This is a genomic window from Streptomyces sp. NPDC006261, from assembly GCF_040613515.1.
Taxonomy (GTDB): Bacteria; Actinomycetota; Actinomycetes; order Streptomycetales; family Streptomycetaceae; genus Streptomyces.
In genome coordinates, this window is the sequence record NZ_JBEXSI010000009.1 from 151,697 (window position 1) to 169,804 (window position 18,108).

Here is an 18,108-nt window from a genome sequence, read left to right on the forward strand (position 1 = left end):
TTAGTGTGGGGCCCCGTCCGAGATGCGCCAACGCCCCGCCGGGGCGCGCGTGTACACCGATGCAGCCCCCGGGGATACGCCCCCGGACCCGGCCGGAGGGCCCGTACCTCGATGTCCGTGCACAGCCACTCGGCGGCGCCGAACGCGGCCGCCGCCGCCCCAGAGTTCCCCCGGCACGTCGTCACCGCCGTGCTCGTCTCCCACGACGGCGCGCGCTGGCTGCCCGACGTGCTGGCCGGGCTGCTGGGGCAGGAACGCCCCGTACAGAACGCCGTCGCCGCCGACACCGGCAGCGCCGACGACTCCGCCCGGCTGGTCACGGAGGCGCTCGGCGGCGACCGCGTCCTGCACCTCGCCCGCCGTACGAGCTTCGGCACGGCCGTCGACGAGGCGGTCCGCACCGCCGGGGCGCTGACCCCCGACGACCTGCCCTACCTCAAGCGCCCCGGCGGCTGGGACCCGGTCACCCGGGCCTGGGTCGACGAGAACTACGACCTGCCGGAGCTGCCGCACGGCGAACCGGTCCAGTGGCTCTGGCTGCTCCATGACGACTGCGCACCCGAGCCGGACGCGCTCGCCGAGATGCTGCGCGTCGTCGACACAGACCGGCACGCCGCCATCGTCGGGCCCAAGCTCCGCGGCTGGTACGACCGCAAGCAGCTCCTCGAGGTCGGCGTCTCCATCGCCAACAGCGGCCGCCGCTGGACCGGCCTGGACCGCCGCGAGCAGGACCAGGGCCAGCACGACCAGGTCCGCACCGTCCTCTCCGTCTCCTCCGCCGGCATGCTCATCCGCCGCGACGTCTACGAGGAGCTCGGCGGCTTCGACCGCAGCCTCCCGCTGATGCGCGACGACGTGGACCTGTGCTGGCGGGCCCACCTCGCCGGCCACCGGGTCCTCGTCGCCCCCGACGCCGTCCTGCGCCACGCCGAGGCATCCGCCCGCGAGCGCCGCCCCATCGACTGCGCCGGCCGCTCGGTCGCCGGCCCGCACCGCGTCGACAAGGCCGGCGCGGCCTACACGATGCTCGTCAACGCGCGCGGCAAGGCCCTTCCCTGGGTCCTGCTCCGGCTCGTCGTCGGCACCCTCCTCCGTACCCTCGCCTACCTCGTCGGCAAGGTCCCGGGCCAGGCACTCGACGAGGTCACCGGCCTCCTGGGAACCCTGCTGCGGCCCGGCCGCATCCTGGCCGCCCGCCGCGACCGCGGAAAGAGCGTGGTCGACGCGGCCGAACTGCGCGCCCTCTTCCCGCCGCCGGGCGCAACCGTCCGCGCCACCGTCGAACAGATCGCGGGCAACCTCGGCAGCAAGGGCGAGGCCGAGTCGAGCGGTTCGCGACACGGGGCCGTCGAGTCCGGCCCCGGCGGCGACGACGCCGACTTCCTGGAGGTCGACCAGTTCGCGCGGCTCAAGAGAATCGGCCGCAAGCCGGGCCCGGTCCTCTTCGCGCTGCTGCTCGTGGTCTCCCTCATCGCCTGCCGCAACCTGCTCACCGGCGGCTCCCTCGCGGGCGGCGCCCTGCTGCCCGCCCCCGCGGAGGCCGGCGAGCTCTGGAGCCGGTACGCGGACGCCTGGCACACGATCTCCACCGGCTCCACCGAGGCCGCGCCGCCCTACCTCGCGCTCCTCGCCGCCCTGTCGGCCCTCTTCCTCGGCTCCACCGGCTTCGCCGTCGCCGTACTGCTGGTCTGCTCGGTCCCCCTGGCCGGGCTCACCGCGTACTTCGCCTCCCGGCCGCTGCTCCCGTCGCGGCTGCTGCGGGCCTGGGCGAGCGTCGCGTACGCCTTCCTGCCCGCCGCGACCGGCGCCCTGGCCACCGGCCGCCTCGGGACCGCCGTCCTGCTCGTCCTGCTGCCGTTGATCGCCCGCGCGGCCGTCGCCGCCCACGGGTTCCGCGACGGCACCGACCCGGACGCGCCGCGCGGCAGCTGGCGCGCGACCTGGGCGTACGCCCTACTCCTCACGGTCACGACCGCGTTCACCCCGGTCGTCTGGCCGCTCGCCGTGGTGCTCGGCCTCGGCGTGCTGGCGCTGCGCCGCCGCGACATCGCGGCGTACGGGCTCCGCTTCCTCGCCGCCGTCGGCACCCCGATGCTGGCGCTGGCCCCCTGGTCGCTCACGCTCCTCACCGACCCGTCCGCGTTCCTGCGCGAAGCGGGCCTGGACGTCGGTACGGGCACGGCTTCGGCGCTCGACCTGCTCGGGATCAGCCCCGGCGGCCCCAAAGCGGCGGGCGGCATCCTGCTGCTCGGCATCGTGCTGGCGGCGCTCGCCGCCCTGCTGCGCGGCGAGCGGCAGTTCGCCGTCCGGGCCGCCTGGGCCACCGCGCTCACCGGCCTGCTCTTCGCGGCGCTCGCCAACGGCTCGACCTGGGCCGGACCCGCCACCCTCGTCTACGGCGCCGCCCTGATCGCCGCCGCGCTCGTCGGTGCGGACGGTGCCCGGGTCCGGGTCGCCGAGCAGAGCTTCGGCTGGCGGCAGCCCGTCGCGGTCCTGATCGCCCTGGCCGCCGGACTCGCCCCGGCGCTCGCCGCCCTCGGCTGGATGATCGGCGGCGCCGACGGCCCCCTGGAGCGCCGCGACCCCGTCCAGGTGCCTGCGTTCGTGGCCGAGGAGAGCTCGACCCAGGACCAGGCGCGCACCCTGGTCCTGGGCGGAACCTCGCCCGGGTCCGTCTCGTACAGCCTGGTCCGCGGCTCCGGCGCCCGCCTCGGCGACGGCGAGCTGACCGAGGCGGCGGGCTCCAACAGCCACCTCGACAAGGTCGTCGCCAACCTGGTCGCGGGCTCCGGCGCCGACCAGGGCGGCCAGCTCGGCAACTTCGCCATCCGGTACGTCCTCGTACGCGACGGAGCACCGCGCCAGATGAGCCGCGTCCTCGACACGACTCCCGGCATCAGCCGCCTCAGCCAGCTGGACGGCAGCGCCCTGTGGCGGGTGGACCGGCAGGTCGCCCGGGTCATGGTGGTCCCGGCAGGCGGTGAGGGCGAGCGCCTTCCGGTCGGCTCCGGGCCCGTGGAGGCCCACTCCGAGATCCCGGCGGGCGACGAGGGCCGCATCCTGCGGATCGCCGACGAGGCCGCACCCGGCTGGCAGGCCACGGTCGACGGCCGGGCGCTGACCCGGGTGACCGTCGACGGCTGGGCCCAGGGCTTCGAACTGCCCGCGGGCGGCGGCCGCCTCGACCTCACCTACGACGCCCCCTTCACCCACACCGTCTGGCTCTGGGCGCAGGGCGCGCTCGCCGTGGTCCTGGTGGTCATGGCCCTGCCGGGCCGCCGCCGGGAGATCGACGACGACCTGCCCGAGGAGGCGCTCGCCGTCCCCGCCGACGCGGCCGACGGCGACGGCCGCCGGGCCCGCAGGCTCCGCGCGGCGGCCGAGGCGGAGGCGGCAGCGGCCGAGACCGACGGGGACGGCCATCCGGCCGACGGAACCGGCGAGATCCCGCCCCCGCCGCCCTCGGCACCCGTAGGGACAGCCGGTGCGGGGGAGTACATCCCCGACCAGCAGAGCGCCGGCCCGTTCCCGGAGAGTGGCGGCTACGACCAGCAGGACACCACAGGCGGCTACGCGGCGCTCCCGCAGCAGAGCCCCGGGGAGTGGGACGGCACCCAGTACCAGGGCGCCGACGAGCAGGCTGCCGCCACCTCCTACCGGCAGTCGGACTACGCCGCGTACCAGCAGGACCCGTACACCCAGCAGGACACCGGCTACTCCGCCGGCTCCGGCTACCAGGACCCGTACGGACGGCAACAGCAGCCGCAGCAGCAGTACGGCGGCGAGCAGGGCGACGGCAGCGGCCAGTACGGCAGCCCCGACCAGTACGGCAGCCCCGACCAGTACGGCGGCTCCGACCAGTACGGCAGCCCCGATCAGTACGACCAGTACAGCCAGTACGACCAGTACGGGCAGTACACCGGGGAGCAGCCCCCGTACGCCGATCCCGCCCAGCGCCCCGCCGAGAACGGCGAGGACCCCGACACCCCGGGCCAGGCCCCCTGGCAGACCCGTAACGCATCGCGAGGCGAGTCCGAGTGAAGTCCACCCACCTGTCCCTCATCGCGGGCACCGTCGCCCTGGCCGCCATCACCGGCTTCGCCTCGCTCAACGCACCCGAGGGCCCGGCCGCCGAAGAGACCGCGACCGCGTCCTCGCTGCCGGTCGAACGCTCCAGTCTGGTCTGCCCGGCGCCCAGCACCTCCGACCTCGCGGAGACGACGTACACCTCGTTCACCCCGTCCGGCCAAGAGACGGGCAAGGAGACCGGCAAGGGCGAGGGCGCGAAGGACAGCGCCGAGCTGAAGCCGGCCCTGCCGGTCCTCGACGACGAGGCCGAGACGGACCCCAAGAAGGCCAAGAAGATCGAGGAGGCGGCGAAGAAGGCACGGGCGAAGGCCGACAAGCCGGTCCTCGCCGTGAAGGAGCCCGGGAAGCCGGTCCTCGCCGAGGCGAACGGTTCGGACGCCCCGGCCCTCGTCGGCACGGCCACCGGCACGCTCGCCCCCGGCTGGGCAGCCCAGCAGACGACCACGGTCACCGCGGGCGGCGCCCGGGGACTCCTCGGGGTCAGCTGCACCGCCCCGGACACCGACTTCTGGTTCCCGGGCGCGAGCACCGCGCGCTCCCGCCAGGACTACCTCCACCTCACGAACCCCGACGACAGCGCGGCCGTGGCCGACATCGAGCTGTACGGCGCCAAGGGCGCGGTCACCTCCGAGGTCGGCGACGGCATCACCGTGCCTGCCCGCTCCAGCGTCGCGCTCCTGCTCTCCACCCTCACCGACGAGGCCGTCAACGACCTGACAGCCCACGTCACCACGCGCTCCGGCCGGGTCGGAGCGGTCCTCCTGACCGCCGACGACGGCTCGGGCACCGACTGGCTCACAGCGGCGGCGGACCCCTCCGGCACGCTGGTGATGCCCGGCATCCCGTCCGACGCCACCTCCGTACAGCTGGTGGCATTCGCGCCCGGCGAGAACGACGCGGATGTGAAGATCCAGCTGATGGGGCAGAACACGACGTTCGCCCCGGCGGGGAACGACACCCTCCACATCAAGTCCGGGATGACCGCGACGGTCGACCTGAAGGACATCACCCGGGGCGAACCGGGCTCCCTGCGCCTCAGCCCCGTGGAGAAGAACCGGGCGACCCCCATCGTCGCCGCCCTGCAGGTGGTCCGGGGCACCGGCGCCAAGCAGGAGTACGCCTACATCCCGGCCACCGGCCCGGTGGGCGCCCGGGCGAGCGTCACCGACAACCGGGCCAAGGGCTCCACGCTCTCCCTGACCGCACCCGGTGCCACGGCCGAGGTGAAGGTGACCACGTCGGCGGGGAGCGGGGGCGGCGAAGCGGCCGTCGAGACGTACACGGTCAAGGCCGGTACGACGATGGCCGTCACCCCGAAGCCCCCGGCCGGATTCAAGGGCGCGTACGCGCTGACCGTGGAGACGGTGTCGGGCGGCCCGGTCCACGCGTCACGGGCGCTGGTCCTCCCGGAGGGCGGCGTCCAGATGTTCACGGTGCAGACGCTGCCGGACGACGGCGGCACGGTGGTGGTGCCGTCGGCGCGGCAGGACCTGTCGGTACTGGACGACTGAGCGGCACGGGCCCGACGGGCACGGGCCCGGGCACAGGCGCCGGTACGGGAGGGGCTCAGTCCTGTCCGTACCGCGGATCGACGGACTCCGGGGCCAGCCCCAACAGCTCGGCGACCTGCTCCACGACGACCTCGTGGACCAGGAGGGCACGCTCGTCGCGGCTCTTGGTGCGGATCTCGACGGGCCGCCGGTAGACGACGATCTGCGCGGGCCGGCCCTTGGCCGCCGGTACGGCGCCGCCGAGCGGAACGCTCTCCTCCAGATCGGTGGGCACGTCCATGACGACGAAGTCCACCTCGGCCAGCTGGGGCCAGCGCCGCTCCAGCCGCTCCACCGAGTCCTGGACCAGATCGCGGAAGACCTCGCCCCGGCTGGCCGACAGCGGCACCTGGGGTGGCGCGACCGGACCCCGCATACCGCGGCCATGTCGGTCACGGCGCCGCGGCCGCGGCTCGAACGGGTGGGGGGAAGGTACGGAGCTGTCCATCACCGACGCAGCGTAACGCTCCCCGGCACGGCCCGATCATGTCGAGGACACGGCCCGCGACCGTTTCCCCCCGGCCGGAACATTCCGGTCGTCCCGCGCCGGTGTGGGCCACCTGTCCCGAGTTGGACATTCAGGCCAAGGTTGAGCCGTTTTCAGGCCCCTGATCCGATCATCGCCGGTGAGCGGAACGCAGGTATCGGCCCCGGCGCGCGCCCGTCGGGGCCACCGGCCCAGCACCAGGCGCCCGCCGCGACGCAGGTCAGGAGGGCCGCTGGAGGCGGAGCGGGTCGAGGACCACAGGGCGACACGGCGGGGTGAGCCGGGGGAGAGTCGTCGCAGCCCGCTCAAGAGTGCGGTACCGTCCAACATCGTGAGCCCTGTACGTCGCTGTTCGCGCACCGCGTGCGGCCGCCCTGCCGTCGCGACACTGACGTACGTCTATGCCGACTCGACTGCGGTCCTCGGCCCGCTCGCCACCTACGCCGAGCCCCACTGCTACGACCTCTGCGCCGAGCACAGTGAGCGGCTGACCGCGCCACGCGGCTGGGAGGTGGTGCGCCTCTCCGACGGCTCAGCACCCGCGCACCCCAGCGGTGACGACCTCGAAGCCCTGGCCAACGCGGTACGGGAAGCGGCCCGGCCGAACGACCGCGGGCCGGACGGCGGAGGCAGGGGCCCCCGAGCCGCAGACCCGGTGGAGGTCGCCCGCCGAGGCCACCTGAGAGTGCTGCGCTCCCCGGACTCCTGAGGCCACCTCTTGAGGAACCACCCGGCCGGGTAGTTTGGACCCTCCGTAAACACCAGGAGGACCGGCCGTGGTTGCTGATCTGTCGCAGCTCGTGAAGGCGTACGACGTACGTGGCGTGGTGCCCGACCAGTGGGACGAGTCGCTGGCCGAGCTGTTCGGAGCCGCGTTCGTCCAGGTCACGGCAGCCGACGCGATCGTGATCGGCCACGACATGCGCCCCACGTCGCCGGCGCTGTCCGGCGCCTTCGCCCGGGGCGCGGCGGCCCGGGGCGCGGACGTCACGCTCATCGGCCTCTGCTCGACGGACCAGCTGTACTACGCCTCGGGGGCGTTGCACCTCCCGGGCGCGATGTTCACGGCCTCGCACAACCCCGCGCAGTACAACGGCATCAAGATGTGCCGGGCGGGAGCGGCCCCGGTAGGGCAGGACACGGGCCTGAAGGAGATCCGTACGCTGGTGGAGGAGTGGTCGGAAGGCGCCCCGCAGCCCTCCGCGTCCCCCACCCCCGGCACGATCACGGAACGCGACACCCTCACGGATTACGCGGCCCACCTCCTGGCCCTGGTCGACCTCAAGGCGATCCGCCCCCTGAAGGTCGTGGTCGACGCGGGCAACGGCATGGGAGGCCACACGGTCCCCACGGTCTTCAAGGGCCTCCCCCTCGACCTGGTCCCCCTCTACTTCGAGCTCGACGGCACGTTTCCCAACCACGAGGCCAACCCCCTCGACCCGAAGAACATCGTCGACCTCCAGGCCCGTGTCCTCGCCGAGGGCGCCGACCTCGGCCTCGCCTTCGACGGCGACGCGGACCGTTGCTTCGTCGTCGACGAACGGGGCGCCGGCGTCTCCCCCTCCGCGATCACGGCCCTGGTCGCCGCCCGCGAACTGGCCCGCAACGGCGGCGAGGGCACGGTCATCCACAACCTGATCACCTCCTGGTCGGTCCCCGAGGTGGTCCGCGAGAACGGCGGCACACCGGTCCGCACCCGGGTCGGCCACTCCTTCATCAAGACGGAGATGGCCGAGCACGGCGCGATCTTCGGCGGCGAACACTCGGCGCACTACTACTTCCGCGACTTCTGGAACGCCGACACGGGCATGCTCGCCGCCCTCCACGTCCTGGCCGCCCTGGGCGGCCAGACCGCCCCCCTCTCGGAGCTGGTGGCCGCCTACGACCGCTACGCCGGTTCCGGCGAGATCAACTCCACGGTCGCCGACCAGGAAGCCAGCCTGACCGCCATCAGGTCCGCCTACAGCACCCGCGACGACATCACCTTCGACACCCTGGACGGCCTGACGGTCACGTCCACGGACTGGTGGTTCAACCTCCGCGCCTCGAACACGGAACCCCTGCTGCGCCTGAATGTGGAGGCGAGGGACGAGCGGACGATGACGGCGGTACGGGACGAGGTACTGAGCCTGATCAGGCCCTGAGCGAGCTGCCCCGGCGGCCCCAGCCGGCGGAGGCCGGTTACCGCGGCGAGTCGGGGGCCGGCCACCCCGGCCAGGCCGGGGGAGACCTCGAGCCTCTCGGGGCAGGCCACCCCAGGCCACCCGCGGTCGGCTCCTCCCAGCCTTGGTGGGACCAGCCACCCCAGCCAGGGCGGGGCCGGCCATCCCAGCCTTGGTCGGATCAGCCACCCCAGCCAGGCCGGGTGGCGCCGGCCGCCTCAGCCCTCCCGGGCCCGGCCGCCTCAGCCTTGGTGGGACCAGCCACCCAGCCCTTCCGGGGTTCGCTGTCTCAGCCCCTCCGGCGTTTGAGGAGCGGGGTCCGGGGCGGAGCCCCGCCCCCTCAGCCCGTCCGGCGCTTGAGGACAACGGGGGCCCGGGGCGCAGCCCCGGTTTCGGGAAGGGGCGGGTAGGGGAGCAGCCCGCCGCAGGCGCCCCATCCGCAGCCGCACCCCTTCCGGCCCGCACCCTCCCGGCCCGCACCCCTCCCAGCCAACCCCACCCCCGGCCCCCCGCCCCCCGCCCCGCCGCCCCATCCCCGGTCCCCCCACCCCGGCCGGGCCGCGCCCCCGTCCCCCCAGCGGTAGGCTGACGACGCCTGATCCACGTGAATCAGAACTCGCACCGCTCGAAGGGACCCACCCCATGCCGCTCGAAGCCGGCCTCCTGGAGATCCTGGCCTGCCCGGCCTGCCACTCCCCGCTCGACGACCGCACCGCGGCCGACAGCCCGGAGCTGCTCTGCACCGGCGCCGACTGCGGCCTGGCCTACCCGGTCCGGGACGGCATCCCGGTCCTCCTCGTCGACGAGGCCCGCCGCCCCGCCTGACCGCGAGCGAAGCGCGTACGGGCAACCGCGGCACGCCGACCCGGACGGACAGGGCGCACCCCCGAACAGGGCCCCGCACCCCACCCCCGTACCCCCGGCACACCCCGCCACCACCCCGCACCCGCATCCCGCACCCCACCCGGTGATCGGAGGCCCACCGCCATGCTGGACGAGTCCTTGCTCGATGCCCCGGAAGCCCTGGCCAGGGCTGACCGCCGCGACCTGCTCCGCGGCGCAGCCGAGGCAGGCGCCCGGGTCCGCACCGCCGCCCGGCACGCCGCCGAGGCCGGCATCGGCGGCCTGAACCCGGAGGGCCGCCCCCGCGCCGTCCTCGTCGCCGGTCCCGGCACCGCCGCATCCGGCGTCGCCGACCTGATCGGCGCACTGGCGGGCGCAGCCGCCCCCGTGGCCCGGATCAACCCCACGGGCGTCGCCCCCGCCCCGGGCGCCCTGCGCTGGACCCTGCCCGGCTGGGCCGGTTCCGTGGACCTCCTCCTCATCGCGACCGCCGACGGCTCGGAGCCGGGCCTCGCCCTCCTCGCCGAGCAGGCGTACCGCCGAGGCTGCACCGTGGTCGCCGTCGCCCCCACCCGCTCCCCGCTGCGCGAAGCGGTGGACGGCGTGCACGGCCTGGTGGCACCGATGGCGGCCGCCCCCCACGGCGAGTACGACGCGGAGACCTCGGCCGCCGGCCCCGGCACCCTGTGGGCGCTGCTCACCCCGCTGCTGGCCCTGCTCGACCGGGTGGGACTGGTTACCGCCCCCGCCGAGGAGCTGCAGAAGGTGGCCGACCGCCTGGACCGCACCGCGGAGCGCTGCGGCCCGGCCATCGCCACGTACAGCAACCCGGCCAAGACACTCGCCGCCGAGCTCGCCGACAGCCTGCCGCTGCTGTGGACGGAGGGTGAGGCAGCGGGCCCGGTCGGCCGCCGCTTCGCCGCCATACTGTCCGAGCTCGCGGGCCGCCCCGCCCTCGCCGCGGAACTCCCCGAGGCGCTGCCCTCGCACGGCACCCTGCTCGCGGGGGACTTCGCGGCCGGCGCGGACCCGGACGACTTCTTCCGGGACCGGGTGGACGAGGGCGAGACCTTGCGAGCCAGAGTCGTCCTCCTCCGGGACCGCCCCACGGGCGGCCTCAGCGCCTACCCGGCGGCCAGGGAACTGGCGCTCGGCCACGACACCCCGGTCAGCGAGCTGGAACCGGACGAGGGCAGCGAGCTGGAGACCCTGGCCGAACTGCTCGCGATCACGGACTTCGCAGCGGTGTACCTCTCGCTGGCCGCAACCCCCACCTGACACAGGCGCGCCACCGCACGGGCCCACCGCGCCGCACGGCACCGCACGGGCCCACCGCGCCGCACGGCACCGCACGGCCCCACCGCGCCGCACGGCTCCACCACGCCACCCCCTCGCCCCACCGACCACGGCCCAACCCCACCGCGCACCGCCCTCCCCCTGCTCCCCGCCCCCGCACGACCCCGAGGACGACTCCATGGACCGGCTGTCCAACACCGTGCGCCCCTACGCATGGGGCTCAACCACCGCCATCCCCGCCCTGCTCGGCACCGCCCCCACCGGTGAACCGCAGGCCGAGATGTGGATGGGCGCGCACCCCGGAGCCCCATCACGCATAGTCCGCCCCACGACAACGACAGTGGCAACGACCGCCACCGCGCAGACAGAGCTGCCCCTCACCGACGTCATCGCCGCCGACCCCGAAGGGGAACTCGGCGCCGCCACCGTCGCCAGGTTCGGCCCCCGCCTCCCCTTCCTCCTCAAGCTGCTCGCGGCCGGCGCCCCCCTCTCCCTCCAGGTCCACCCCGACCTGGACCAGGCCCGCAAGGGATACGCGGACGAGGAGGCCCGGGGCGTCCCGATCGACGCCCCCCACCGCACCTACAAGGACGCCAACCACAAGCCCGAACTCATCTGCGCCCTCTCCCCCTTCGACGGGCTCTGCGGCTTCCGCAGGCCCACCGAGGCGGCGGACGCCATGGAGGCCCTCGGCGTCGACTCCCTGAAGCCGTACGTGGACCTCCTGCGCGCCCACCCCGAGGAGGCCGCCCTCCGCGAGGTGCTCACGGCGATCCTCGGCGCCGACCCGGCGGAGATGGCCGGCACCGTGGCCGAGGCGGCGACCGCCGCGGAACGCCTCGGCGGCGCCCACGCCCCGTACGCCCGCATCGCCCACAACTACCCCGGCGACCCCGGCGTCCTCGCGGCGATGCTGCTGAACTACGTCCAGCTGCAGCCCGGCGAGGCCCTGTTCCTCGGCGCCGGCGTCCCGCACGCCTACCTCGACGGCCTCGGCGTCGAGATCATGGCGAACTCGGACAACGTGCTGCGCTGCGGCCTCACCGCCAAGCACATCGACGTCCCCGAACTCCTGCGCATCGTCCGCTTCGAGGCCACCGAACCCGGCGTACTGCGCCCCGAGGCGTCACCCTCCGGCGAAGAGCGGTACGAGACCCCCGTCGACGAGTTCGCCCTGTCCCGCTACACCCTCGCCTCCGGGGCCGCACCGGCCGACCTGACCGCCCCCACACCCCAGATCCTGCTCTGCACCGCGGGCGCGGTCCGAGTCGGCGAACTGGACCTGGCCCCCGGGCAGTCCGTCTACGTACCGGCCACCGAGGCGGTGGAAGCAGCCGGATCGGGCACACTCTTCCGTGCCACGGTGGCGCCCTGATCCACCGCCCCTCCCCGTGGCTGCAACAATGTGCCGCCGTAGCGCGGCAGCACCCGCCGCACACCGAGGAAGGGACACCACGCACTCATGAGCGCGTCCGGCGGAACCAAGGCGATCGTGGCGGCACTTGTCGCCAACCTCTCGATCGCCGTGGCCAAATTCGTAGCGTTCCTCTTCAGTGGTTCCTCGTCGATGCTCGCGGAGAGCGTCCACTCGCTCGCCGACTCGGGCAATCAGGGCCTTCTGCTGCTCGGCGGCAAGAAGGCCAAACGCGAGGCCACTCCGCAGCACCCGTTCGGCTACGGGCGCGAGCGCTACATCTACGCCTTCCTCGTCTCCATCGTCCTCTTCTCGGTCGGTGGCATGTTCGCGGTCTACGAGGGCTACGAGAAGATCAAGGACCCGCACGAGATCACGGCCTGGTACTGGCCGGTCGGAGTCCTGGTCTTCGCGATCATCGCCGAGATCTTCTCCTTCCGTATGGCGATCAAGGAGTCGAACCAGACGCGCGGCGACCGCTCCTGGACCGAGTTCGTCCGCCGCTCCAAGGCCCCTGAACTCCCGGTCGTCCTCCTGGAGGACCTCGGCGCCCTCGTCGGCCTGATCCTCGCCCTCGGAGGCGTCGGCCTCGCCCTCGCCACCGGCAACGGCGTCTGGGACGGCATCGGCACCCTCTGCATCGGCATCCTGCTGATCGTCATCGCGATCATCCTGGCCGCCGAGACGAAGTCTCTGCTGCTCGGTGAGTCGGCCGGCCTCGAAGAGGTCGAGAAGATCAAGGCGGCCGTGGTGGACGGCGACGTCGTCACCGGCATCATCCACATGCGCACCCTCCACCTCGGCCCCGAGGAACTGCTGGTCGCCGCGAAGATCGCGGTCCAGCACGACGACACCGCGGTCGAGATCGCCGACGCGATCAACGCCGCCGAGAACCGGATCCGCGAGGCCGTCCCGATCGCGCGGGTCATCTACCTGGAGCCGGACATCTTCAACGCGCAAGCCGCAGCGACCGGCGCCAACCCCGGCCAGACGCCCGGCACCCCAGCCCCGACGGGTCCCGATACCCCGGCCCCGACGGATCCCGGGACCTCGAAGGATCTCGGCCACTGACCCACCGCACACCGGTCCCGATCAGTCCGGTGACCCCTCACACACGCCCGGTTCACCGAACGGGCTGGGGGTCACTGGGCCGTTCGGTGTAGATTCGGATACGGAACAGACGTCGCTGCTGATGGCGGTCGACCGGTCCGCGGACGCGAGCCGGGCGAGGGACAGAGGGCCTCCGACGGACTGCACTGCGAACGCGCTCGGGCATTCGTGTGTCCGTCGCCGCAGAGTCAGCCCAGACAGCCCGCCTCGACCCATCACGAGGAGCAGCCCCGTTATGACGACGGTCACCAACCGCCAGGACTTCAAGGTCGCCGACCTTTCCCTCGCCGCCTTCGGCCGCAAGGAGATCACTCTCGCCGAGCACGAGATGCCCGGCCTGATGTCGATCCGCAAGGAGTACGCCGCCACCCAGCCGCTGGCCGGTGCGCGGGTCACCGGCTCGCTGCACATGACCGTGCAGACGGCCGTGCTCATCGAGACCCTCGTGGCCCTCGGTGCCGAGGTCCGCTGGGCCTCCTGCAACATCTTCTCCACCCAGGACCACGCCGCCGCGGCCATCGCCGTCGGCCCGAACGGCACCCCGGAGGCCCCCGCGGGCGTCCCGGTGTTCGCCTGGAAGGGCGAGACGCTGGAGGAGTACTGGTGGTGCACGGAGCAGGCGCTGACCTGGCCGAACACCCCCACCGGTGGTCCGAACATGATCCTGGACGACGGTGGCGACGCCACCCTCCTCGTCCACAAGGGCGTCGAGTTCGAGAAGGCTGGCGCGGCCCCGGACCCGTCGACGGCGGACAGCGAGGAGTACGCCCACATCCTCACCCTGCTGAACCGCACCCTCGGCGAGTCTCCGCAGAAGTGGACCCAGCTGGCGTCCGAGATCCGCGGCGTGACGGAGGAGACCACCACCGGTGTCCACCGCCTCTACGAGATGCACCGTGACGGCACCCTCCTGTTCCCCGCGATCAATGTGAACGACGCTGTCACCAAGTCGAAGTTCGACAACAAGTACGGCTGCCGCCACTCCCTGATCGACGGCATCAACCGCGCGACCGACGTCCTGATCGGCGGCAAGACCGCCGTCGTCTGCGGCTACGGCGACGTGGGCAAGGGCTGCGCGGAGTCCCTCCGCGGCCAGGGCGCCCGCGTGATCATCACGGAGATCGACCCGATCTGTGCGCTGCAGGCGGCGATGGACGGCTACCAGGTCGCCACCCTCGACGACGTGGTGGAGCAGGCCGACATCTTCATCACCACGACGGGCAACAAGGACATCATCATGGCCTCGGACATGGCCAAGATGAAGCACCAGGCCATCGTCGGGAACATCGGCCACTTCGACAACGAGATCGACATGGCCGGCCTGGCCGCCATCGACGGCATCGTCAAGGACGAGGTCAAGCCCCAGGTCCACACCTGGAAGTTCCCCGACGGCAAGGTCCTCATCGTGCTCTCCGAGGGCCGCCTGCTGAACCTCGGCAACGCGACCGGCCACCCGTCGTTCGTGATGTCCAACAGCTTCGCCGACCAGACCCTCGCGCAGATCGAGCTCTTCACGAAGCCCGAGGAGTACCCGACCGACGTCTACGTGCTGCCCAAGCACCTGGACGAGAAGGTCGCCCGCCTCCACCTCGATGCCCTCGGAGTCCGGCTCACGACGCTCCGCCCCGAGCAGGCGGCGTACATCGGTGTCGAGGTCGACGGCCCGTACAAGCCCGACCACTACCGCTACTGATCCGGCACCGTCGGCGGCCAGGGAGACCGGCACCATCCCCCCTGGCCGCCGCACGGCACCAGGCCTCAGCAGCAGCACGTAGCGCAAGCGGCAGCAGCCAGGGGCCGGCAGTGACGAGACAGGCCCCCGCACCCCCGTGTCGGGGGCTTGTCCCGTCACCGGCCCTGGCTACCGCCCCCGCACAGCCCGAGGAACCCGAAGGACCCCATGCCCCGCGGCAGGTATTCGCTCCACGATCTCCACGATCACACCCCCCTCGGCGAAGAACACTTCCACTGCGCCCCAGGCCCCTCCGGCTGGCGCTACGTCTCCCAGACCACGTCCCCCTCGGGCGACCACCTGGGCTCCGTCGACCTGGCCCTGGACGAACTCGGCCGGCCGATCCGTCTCGAACTCCACTCCGCGAGCTGGCAGGTACGGGGAGCCGCCCTGGAAGGCGTCACCTGGGTCCGTACCGACCCGACCGGCACGCACGCCACCGAAGGCAACGTCCGAGCCCACGCCTTCTCCGGAACATCCCCGGCGTTCCTCGTCGCCCTGACCCGACTCCTGCGCCTCACCTCCGATTCCCCCGAGACCCGCGTCCGCGTGGTCACCTTCACGGACCCGGTCCTCGCGCCGCGCACCGACGACCAGTCCTGGGCTCTGGTGAACAGTGAAGCGCACGCCACTGACAACGGCCCCCTGATCGTGGACGAATACCAGGTCAGCGCCCTGGACACCGGTGATCGGCACACCGTTCACATGGCCGGGGACGTCGTCCTCGCTGCACCGGGCATCGAGCTGGAGCACCTGGAGACCCCGCCGTCCCCCCGAGCATCCGGGCCCTCCGACTAACCGGGCGGAGCGAACCCCGCCGAGGAGTCCCCCGCGCCCTTCTGCTCCTCCGCGCCAGGACCAGCAACACGGGCAGGTGCAACAAGCCCGGCAGGCGCAGCAGATCCCACGGACCCGGCAGACCCAGCAGGCCCGGCCGTCCCGCCCGTAGACCCCGCCACCCTGCCCGCAGGCGCCGGTGCAGCAAAGGACGCGCCCGGCGCTCCCGCGAACACCCGGCGGGCATCACGCGCCTGCCGCTCATGAACCACCGCGGCCAGGAACGCGGCAGCCGGGATTCCCTGCGGCGGAGCGATCCCTGTCCGCGTCACCAACTCGTCGGCCAACCGCACAGCCATCGACCGGCCGACGCCGGGATCCAGCTGGTGCATCCGGGTGAGGTACTGCCGTACCGCGAGCCAGAGTTCGTCCGGCACGGCGGACAGATCCAGTTGCGAGAACCGGCCGACCAGCCACGGCGGAGGCGGCGGCACGGCGACCGATCGCTTGACCGCCACCCGTTCCCGGACGACCAGCGTCCCCGCGAAGACATCACCGAGCCGGCGCCCCCGTGCCGACACCAGCGACGCGATCGCGGCCACGACCCCGAACGTCATCAGGATCTCCACGGCCCCCATCGCCCCCCGCACGAGCGCGTGCCGGAACCGGATCGGCCCGCCGTCGTCCCGCACCACGCGCAGCCCGCAGGCCAGCTTCCCGAGGGAACGGCCGTGGCTCAGCGTCTCCACTGCGATCGGCCCCCCGATCAGCACCAGCAGGAACAAGGCGACCCCGACGGCGGCGACGGCCGCCTCGTCCAAGGTCACGGAGGCGATCCCCACCACGACCGAGACCAGCACGAAGACGCAGGAGACCACCGCCAGGTCGATCGCCGCAGCCAGAGCCCGGCTCGGCAGCCTCGCCGGCCTCAGATCCAGGACAACGGCGTCCCCGGTCACCAGCTCGCTCATCGCGCCCCCACTCTTCCCGACCTTCACTGCCCCGGTCGGCCCCAGTCTGCCAAGCTGACCTGCAGCGCGCCGCAGTAGTACGGCCCCGTACGCACCCATGCCTGGAGCAGCAGCCGCCCATGGACCTCGACGTCTTCGTCACCGCCCACCGCACGGAGTGGGACCGCCTCGACCACCTCCTGCGCCGAGGGCGCCGTCTGACGGGCGCGGAGGCGGACGAGCTCGTCGTCCTCTACCAGCGCACGGCCACCCATCTCTCCCTGCTCCGGTCGACCACCCCCGACCCGATCCTCACCACCCGCCTGACCCAGCTCGTGGCCCGCGCCCGGGCGACGGTCACGGGCACCCGCAAGGCCTCCTGGCACGACGCGGCCCGCTTTCTCACGACGGGATTCCCCGCCGCGGTCTACCGCTCGCGTCACTGGTGGGTCCCCACCGCGGTGCTGTCCACGGTGGTGGCCGCGCTCCTGGGCTGGTGGATCGGTACCCACCCCGAGGTCCAGGCGGCGATAGCCGCCCCGGAGGACCTCCGCGCCATGACCCGGCCGGGCGGGGAGTACGAGACCTACTACTCCAGCCACCCGGCCGCGTCCTTCGCCGCGCAGGTATGGACGAACAACGCCCAGGCCGCCGCGATGTGCCTGGTCCTGGGCGCGTTCCTCTGCATACCGGTGGTCTGGATCCTCTTCCTCAACATGCTCAACCTCGGAGTCGGCATCGGCCTGATGTCCTCCGCAGGCCGCCTGGACGTCTTCCTCGGCCTGGTCCTTCCGCACGGCCTCCTCGAACTGACCGCGGTGTTCGTCGCCGCCGGTACGGGGCTCCGCCTGGGCTGGACGGTGATCGACCCCGGCCCCCTCTCACGCCGAACCGCCCTCGCCCAGCAAGGCCGCGCCGCACTGGGCATGGCCATCGGCCTGGCCCTGGTGCTGTTCGTCTCCGGCCTCATCGAAGGCTTCGTGACCCCCTCAGGCCTTCCGACCTGGGCCCGGATCACCATCGGCATCGCCGCTGAACTGGCCTTTCTCGCGTACGTCTACATCCTGGGCCGCCGCGCTGTGCGAGCCGGCGACACCGGCGACCTCACAGCGGTCGAACGCAGCGCCGAGCTTCCCTCCGCCGCCTGACCACCGGTGTGCGTTCGCCCCCGCTGAGCTGCTAGTCTCCTCTTCGCCCACAAGAACCGTTGACACGGCAGATGTGGGGAGGTAGATTTAAACGGTTGCCTCGGACTAGACAAGTTCGAGTGAAGCGCATAGTGTCTATCTCGCTCGTGCCGGGAAGTTCGGAATATCCCGCAGAGCCAAATGATTCCCTTTGTGTTGAGTCGCAGGCTGTTCATTCAGTCGGTGTTCTTCTGATAAAGTCGGATCCGCCGAAAGGCAAGGCCACTCCACAGGCCACCGGAATTCAAATTCGGACCGGAAACGGAACGGAAAAGAGTCTGGTAAAGTCGGAACCGCCGGAAAGGGAAAACGCGAAAGCGAAGAACCTCGAAAGCACCCCGCTTCGACCGGGAATCGGACACGAAAGAGTCTGATAGAGTCGGAAACGCAAGAACGAAGGGAAGCGCCCGGAGGGCCCCGGTGAAACGGGACCGAAGGAAGCGTCCGTTCCTTGAGAACTCAACAGCGTGCCAAAAGTCAACGCCAGATATGTTGATACCCCGGCCTGCTT

Annotated in this window: 13 protein-coding genes; 11 read left to right on the forward strand and 2 right to left on the reverse strand. The window is 72.5% G+C overall.

Annotation, left to right across the window (positions count from 1 at the left end; translation table 11 throughout):
- Window positions 1-111: 111 nt before the first annotated feature.
- Both ABZ154_RS08205 and ABZ154_RS08210 read left to right on the forward strand, forming a co-directional pair.
- Window positions 112-4,041, forward strand: a complete 3,930-nt coding sequence (locus tag ABZ154_RS08205; RefSeq protein WP_356830186.1) for a glycosyltransferase — start codon at window positions 112-114, stop codon at window positions 4,039-4,041.
- Window positions 4,038-5,600, forward strand: coding sequence for a DUF5719 family protein (locus ABZ154_RS08210; protein WP_356830188.1), 1,563 nt, complete (start codon window positions 4,038-4,040; stop codon window positions 5,598-5,600). Before ABZ154_RS08205 ends, ABZ154_RS08210 begins: the two co-directional genes overlap by 4 nt.
- Before the next feature lie 55 nt (window positions 5,601-5,655).
- On the opposite strand, the gene ABZ154_RS08215 is transcribed toward ABZ154_RS08210, so the two are convergent.
- Complete coding sequence (locus ABZ154_RS08215; protein WP_356830190.1) at window positions 5,656-6,015, reverse strand: metallopeptidase family protein; 360 nt, start codon at window positions 6,013-6,015, stop codon at window positions 5,656-5,658.
- Window positions 6,016-6,457: 442 nt separating this feature from the next.
- Between ABZ154_RS08215 and ABZ154_RS08220 the strand changes: the two genes are divergently transcribed.
- The 8 genes from ABZ154_RS08220 to ABZ154_RS08255 all read left to right on the forward strand — a co-directional run bounded on the left by ABZ154_RS08220 (window position 6,458) and on the right by ABZ154_RS08255 (window position 15,481).
- Window positions 6,458-6,835 (forward strand): DUF3499 domain-containing protein, encoded by a 378-nt coding sequence (locus ABZ154_RS08220; RefSeq protein WP_356830192.1) that lies wholly within the window; start codon window positions 6,458-6,460, stop codon window positions 6,833-6,835.
- A gap of 67 nt (window positions 6,836-6,902) precedes the next feature.
- Window positions 6,903-8,270: a phosphomannomutase/phosphoglucomutase gene (locus tag ABZ154_RS08225; protein ID WP_356830194.1), complete on the forward strand. Its 1,368-nt coding sequence runs from the start codon at window positions 6,903-6,905 to the stop codon at window positions 8,268-8,270.
- Window positions 8,271-8,930: 660 nt separating this feature from the next.
- Complete coding sequence (locus ABZ154_RS08230) at window positions 8,931-9,113, forward strand: Trm112 family protein (RefSeq protein WP_356168503.1); 183 nt, start codon at window positions 8,931-8,933, stop codon at window positions 9,111-9,113.
- Window positions 9,114-9,275: 162 nt separating this feature from the next.
- On the forward strand, window positions 9,276-10,409 hold the full coding sequence (locus tag ABZ154_RS08235) for an SIS domain-containing protein (protein WP_356830196.1): 1,134 nt from the start codon (window positions 9,276-9,278) through the stop codon (window positions 10,407-10,409).
- A gap of 196 nt (window positions 10,410-10,605) precedes the next feature.
- A complete protein-coding gene (gene manA, locus ABZ154_RS08240) occupies window positions 10,606-11,802 on the forward strand; it encodes a mannose-6-phosphate isomerase, class I (RefSeq protein ID WP_356830198.1) in 1,197 nt (398 codons plus the stop codon).
- An 87-nt stretch (window positions 11,803-11,889) separates the two neighbouring features.
- Window positions 11,890-12,912, forward strand: a complete 1,023-nt coding sequence (locus ABZ154_RS08245; protein WP_356830200.1) for a cation diffusion facilitator family transporter — start codon at window positions 11,890-11,892, stop codon at window positions 12,910-12,912.
- A gap of 274 nt (window positions 12,913-13,186) precedes the next feature.
- A complete protein-coding gene (gene ahcY / locus ABZ154_RS08250) occupies window positions 13,187-14,644 on the forward strand; it encodes an adenosylhomocysteinase (protein WP_356830202.1) in 1,458 nt (485 codons plus the stop codon).
- Window positions 14,645-14,851: 207 nt separating this feature from the next.
- A complete protein-coding gene (locus ABZ154_RS08255; protein WP_356830204.1) occupies window positions 14,852-15,481 on the forward strand; it encodes a hypothetical protein in 630 nt (209 codons plus the stop codon).
- On the opposite strand, the gene ABZ154_RS08260 is transcribed toward ABZ154_RS08255, so the two are convergent.
- Window positions 15,478-16,431, reverse strand: coding sequence for an RDD family protein (locus tag ABZ154_RS08260; RefSeq protein ID WP_356830206.1), 954 nt, complete (start codon window positions 16,429-16,431; stop codon window positions 15,478-15,480). The genes ABZ154_RS08255 and ABZ154_RS08260 overlap by 4 nt on opposite strands.
- Before the next feature lie 119 nt (window positions 16,432-16,550).
- Between ABZ154_RS08260 and ABZ154_RS08265 the strand changes: the two genes are divergently transcribed.
- A complete protein-coding gene (locus tag ABZ154_RS08265) occupies window positions 16,551-17,558 on the forward strand; it encodes a stage II sporulation protein M (RefSeq protein WP_356830208.1) in 1,008 nt (335 codons plus the stop codon).
- Window positions 17,559-18,108: the final 550 nt, after the last annotated feature.

Excerpts from the sequence above, each read along its gene's own strand:
- ABZ154_RS08205 (WP_356830186.1), top strand. The coding sequence starts at position 112 with ATGTCCGTGCACAGCCACTCGGCGGCGCCGAACGCGGCCGCCGCCGCC.
- ABZ154_RS08215 (WP_356830190.1), bottom strand. The coding sequence starts at position 6,015 with ATGCGGGGTCCGGTCGCGCCACCCCAGGTGCCGCTGTCGGCCAGCCGG.
- ABZ154_RS08230 (WP_356168503.1), top strand. The coding sequence starts at position 8,931 with ATGCCGCTCGAAGCCGGCCTCCTGGAGATCCTGGCCTGCCCGGCCTGC.
- ABZ154_RS08235 (WP_356830196.1), top strand. The coding sequence starts at position 9,276 with ATGCTGGACGAGTCCTTGCTCGATGCCCCGGAAGCCCTGGCCAGGGCT.
- manA (WP_356830198.1), top strand. The coding sequence starts at position 10,606 with ATGGACCGGCTGTCCAACACCGTGCGCCCCTACGCATGGGGCTCAACC.
- ABZ154_RS08245 (WP_356830200.1), top strand. The coding sequence starts at position 11,890 with ATGAGCGCGTCCGGCGGAACCAAGGCGATCGTGGCGGCACTTGTCGCC.
- ahcY (WP_356830202.1), top strand. The coding sequence starts at position 13,187 with ATGACGACGGTCACCAACCGCCAGGACTTCAAGGTCGCCGACCTTTCC.
- ABZ154_RS08255 (WP_356830204.1), top strand. The coding sequence starts at position 14,852 with ATGCCCCGCGGCAGGTATTCGCTCCACGATCTCCACGATCACACCCCC.
- ABZ154_RS08260 (WP_356830206.1), bottom strand. The coding sequence starts at position 16,431 with ATGAGCGAGCTGGTGACCGGGGACGCCGTTGTCCTGGATCTGAGGCCG.
- ABZ154_RS08265 (WP_356830208.1), top strand. The coding sequence starts at position 16,551 with ATGGACCTCGACGTCTTCGTCACCGCCCACCGCACGGAGTGGGACCGC.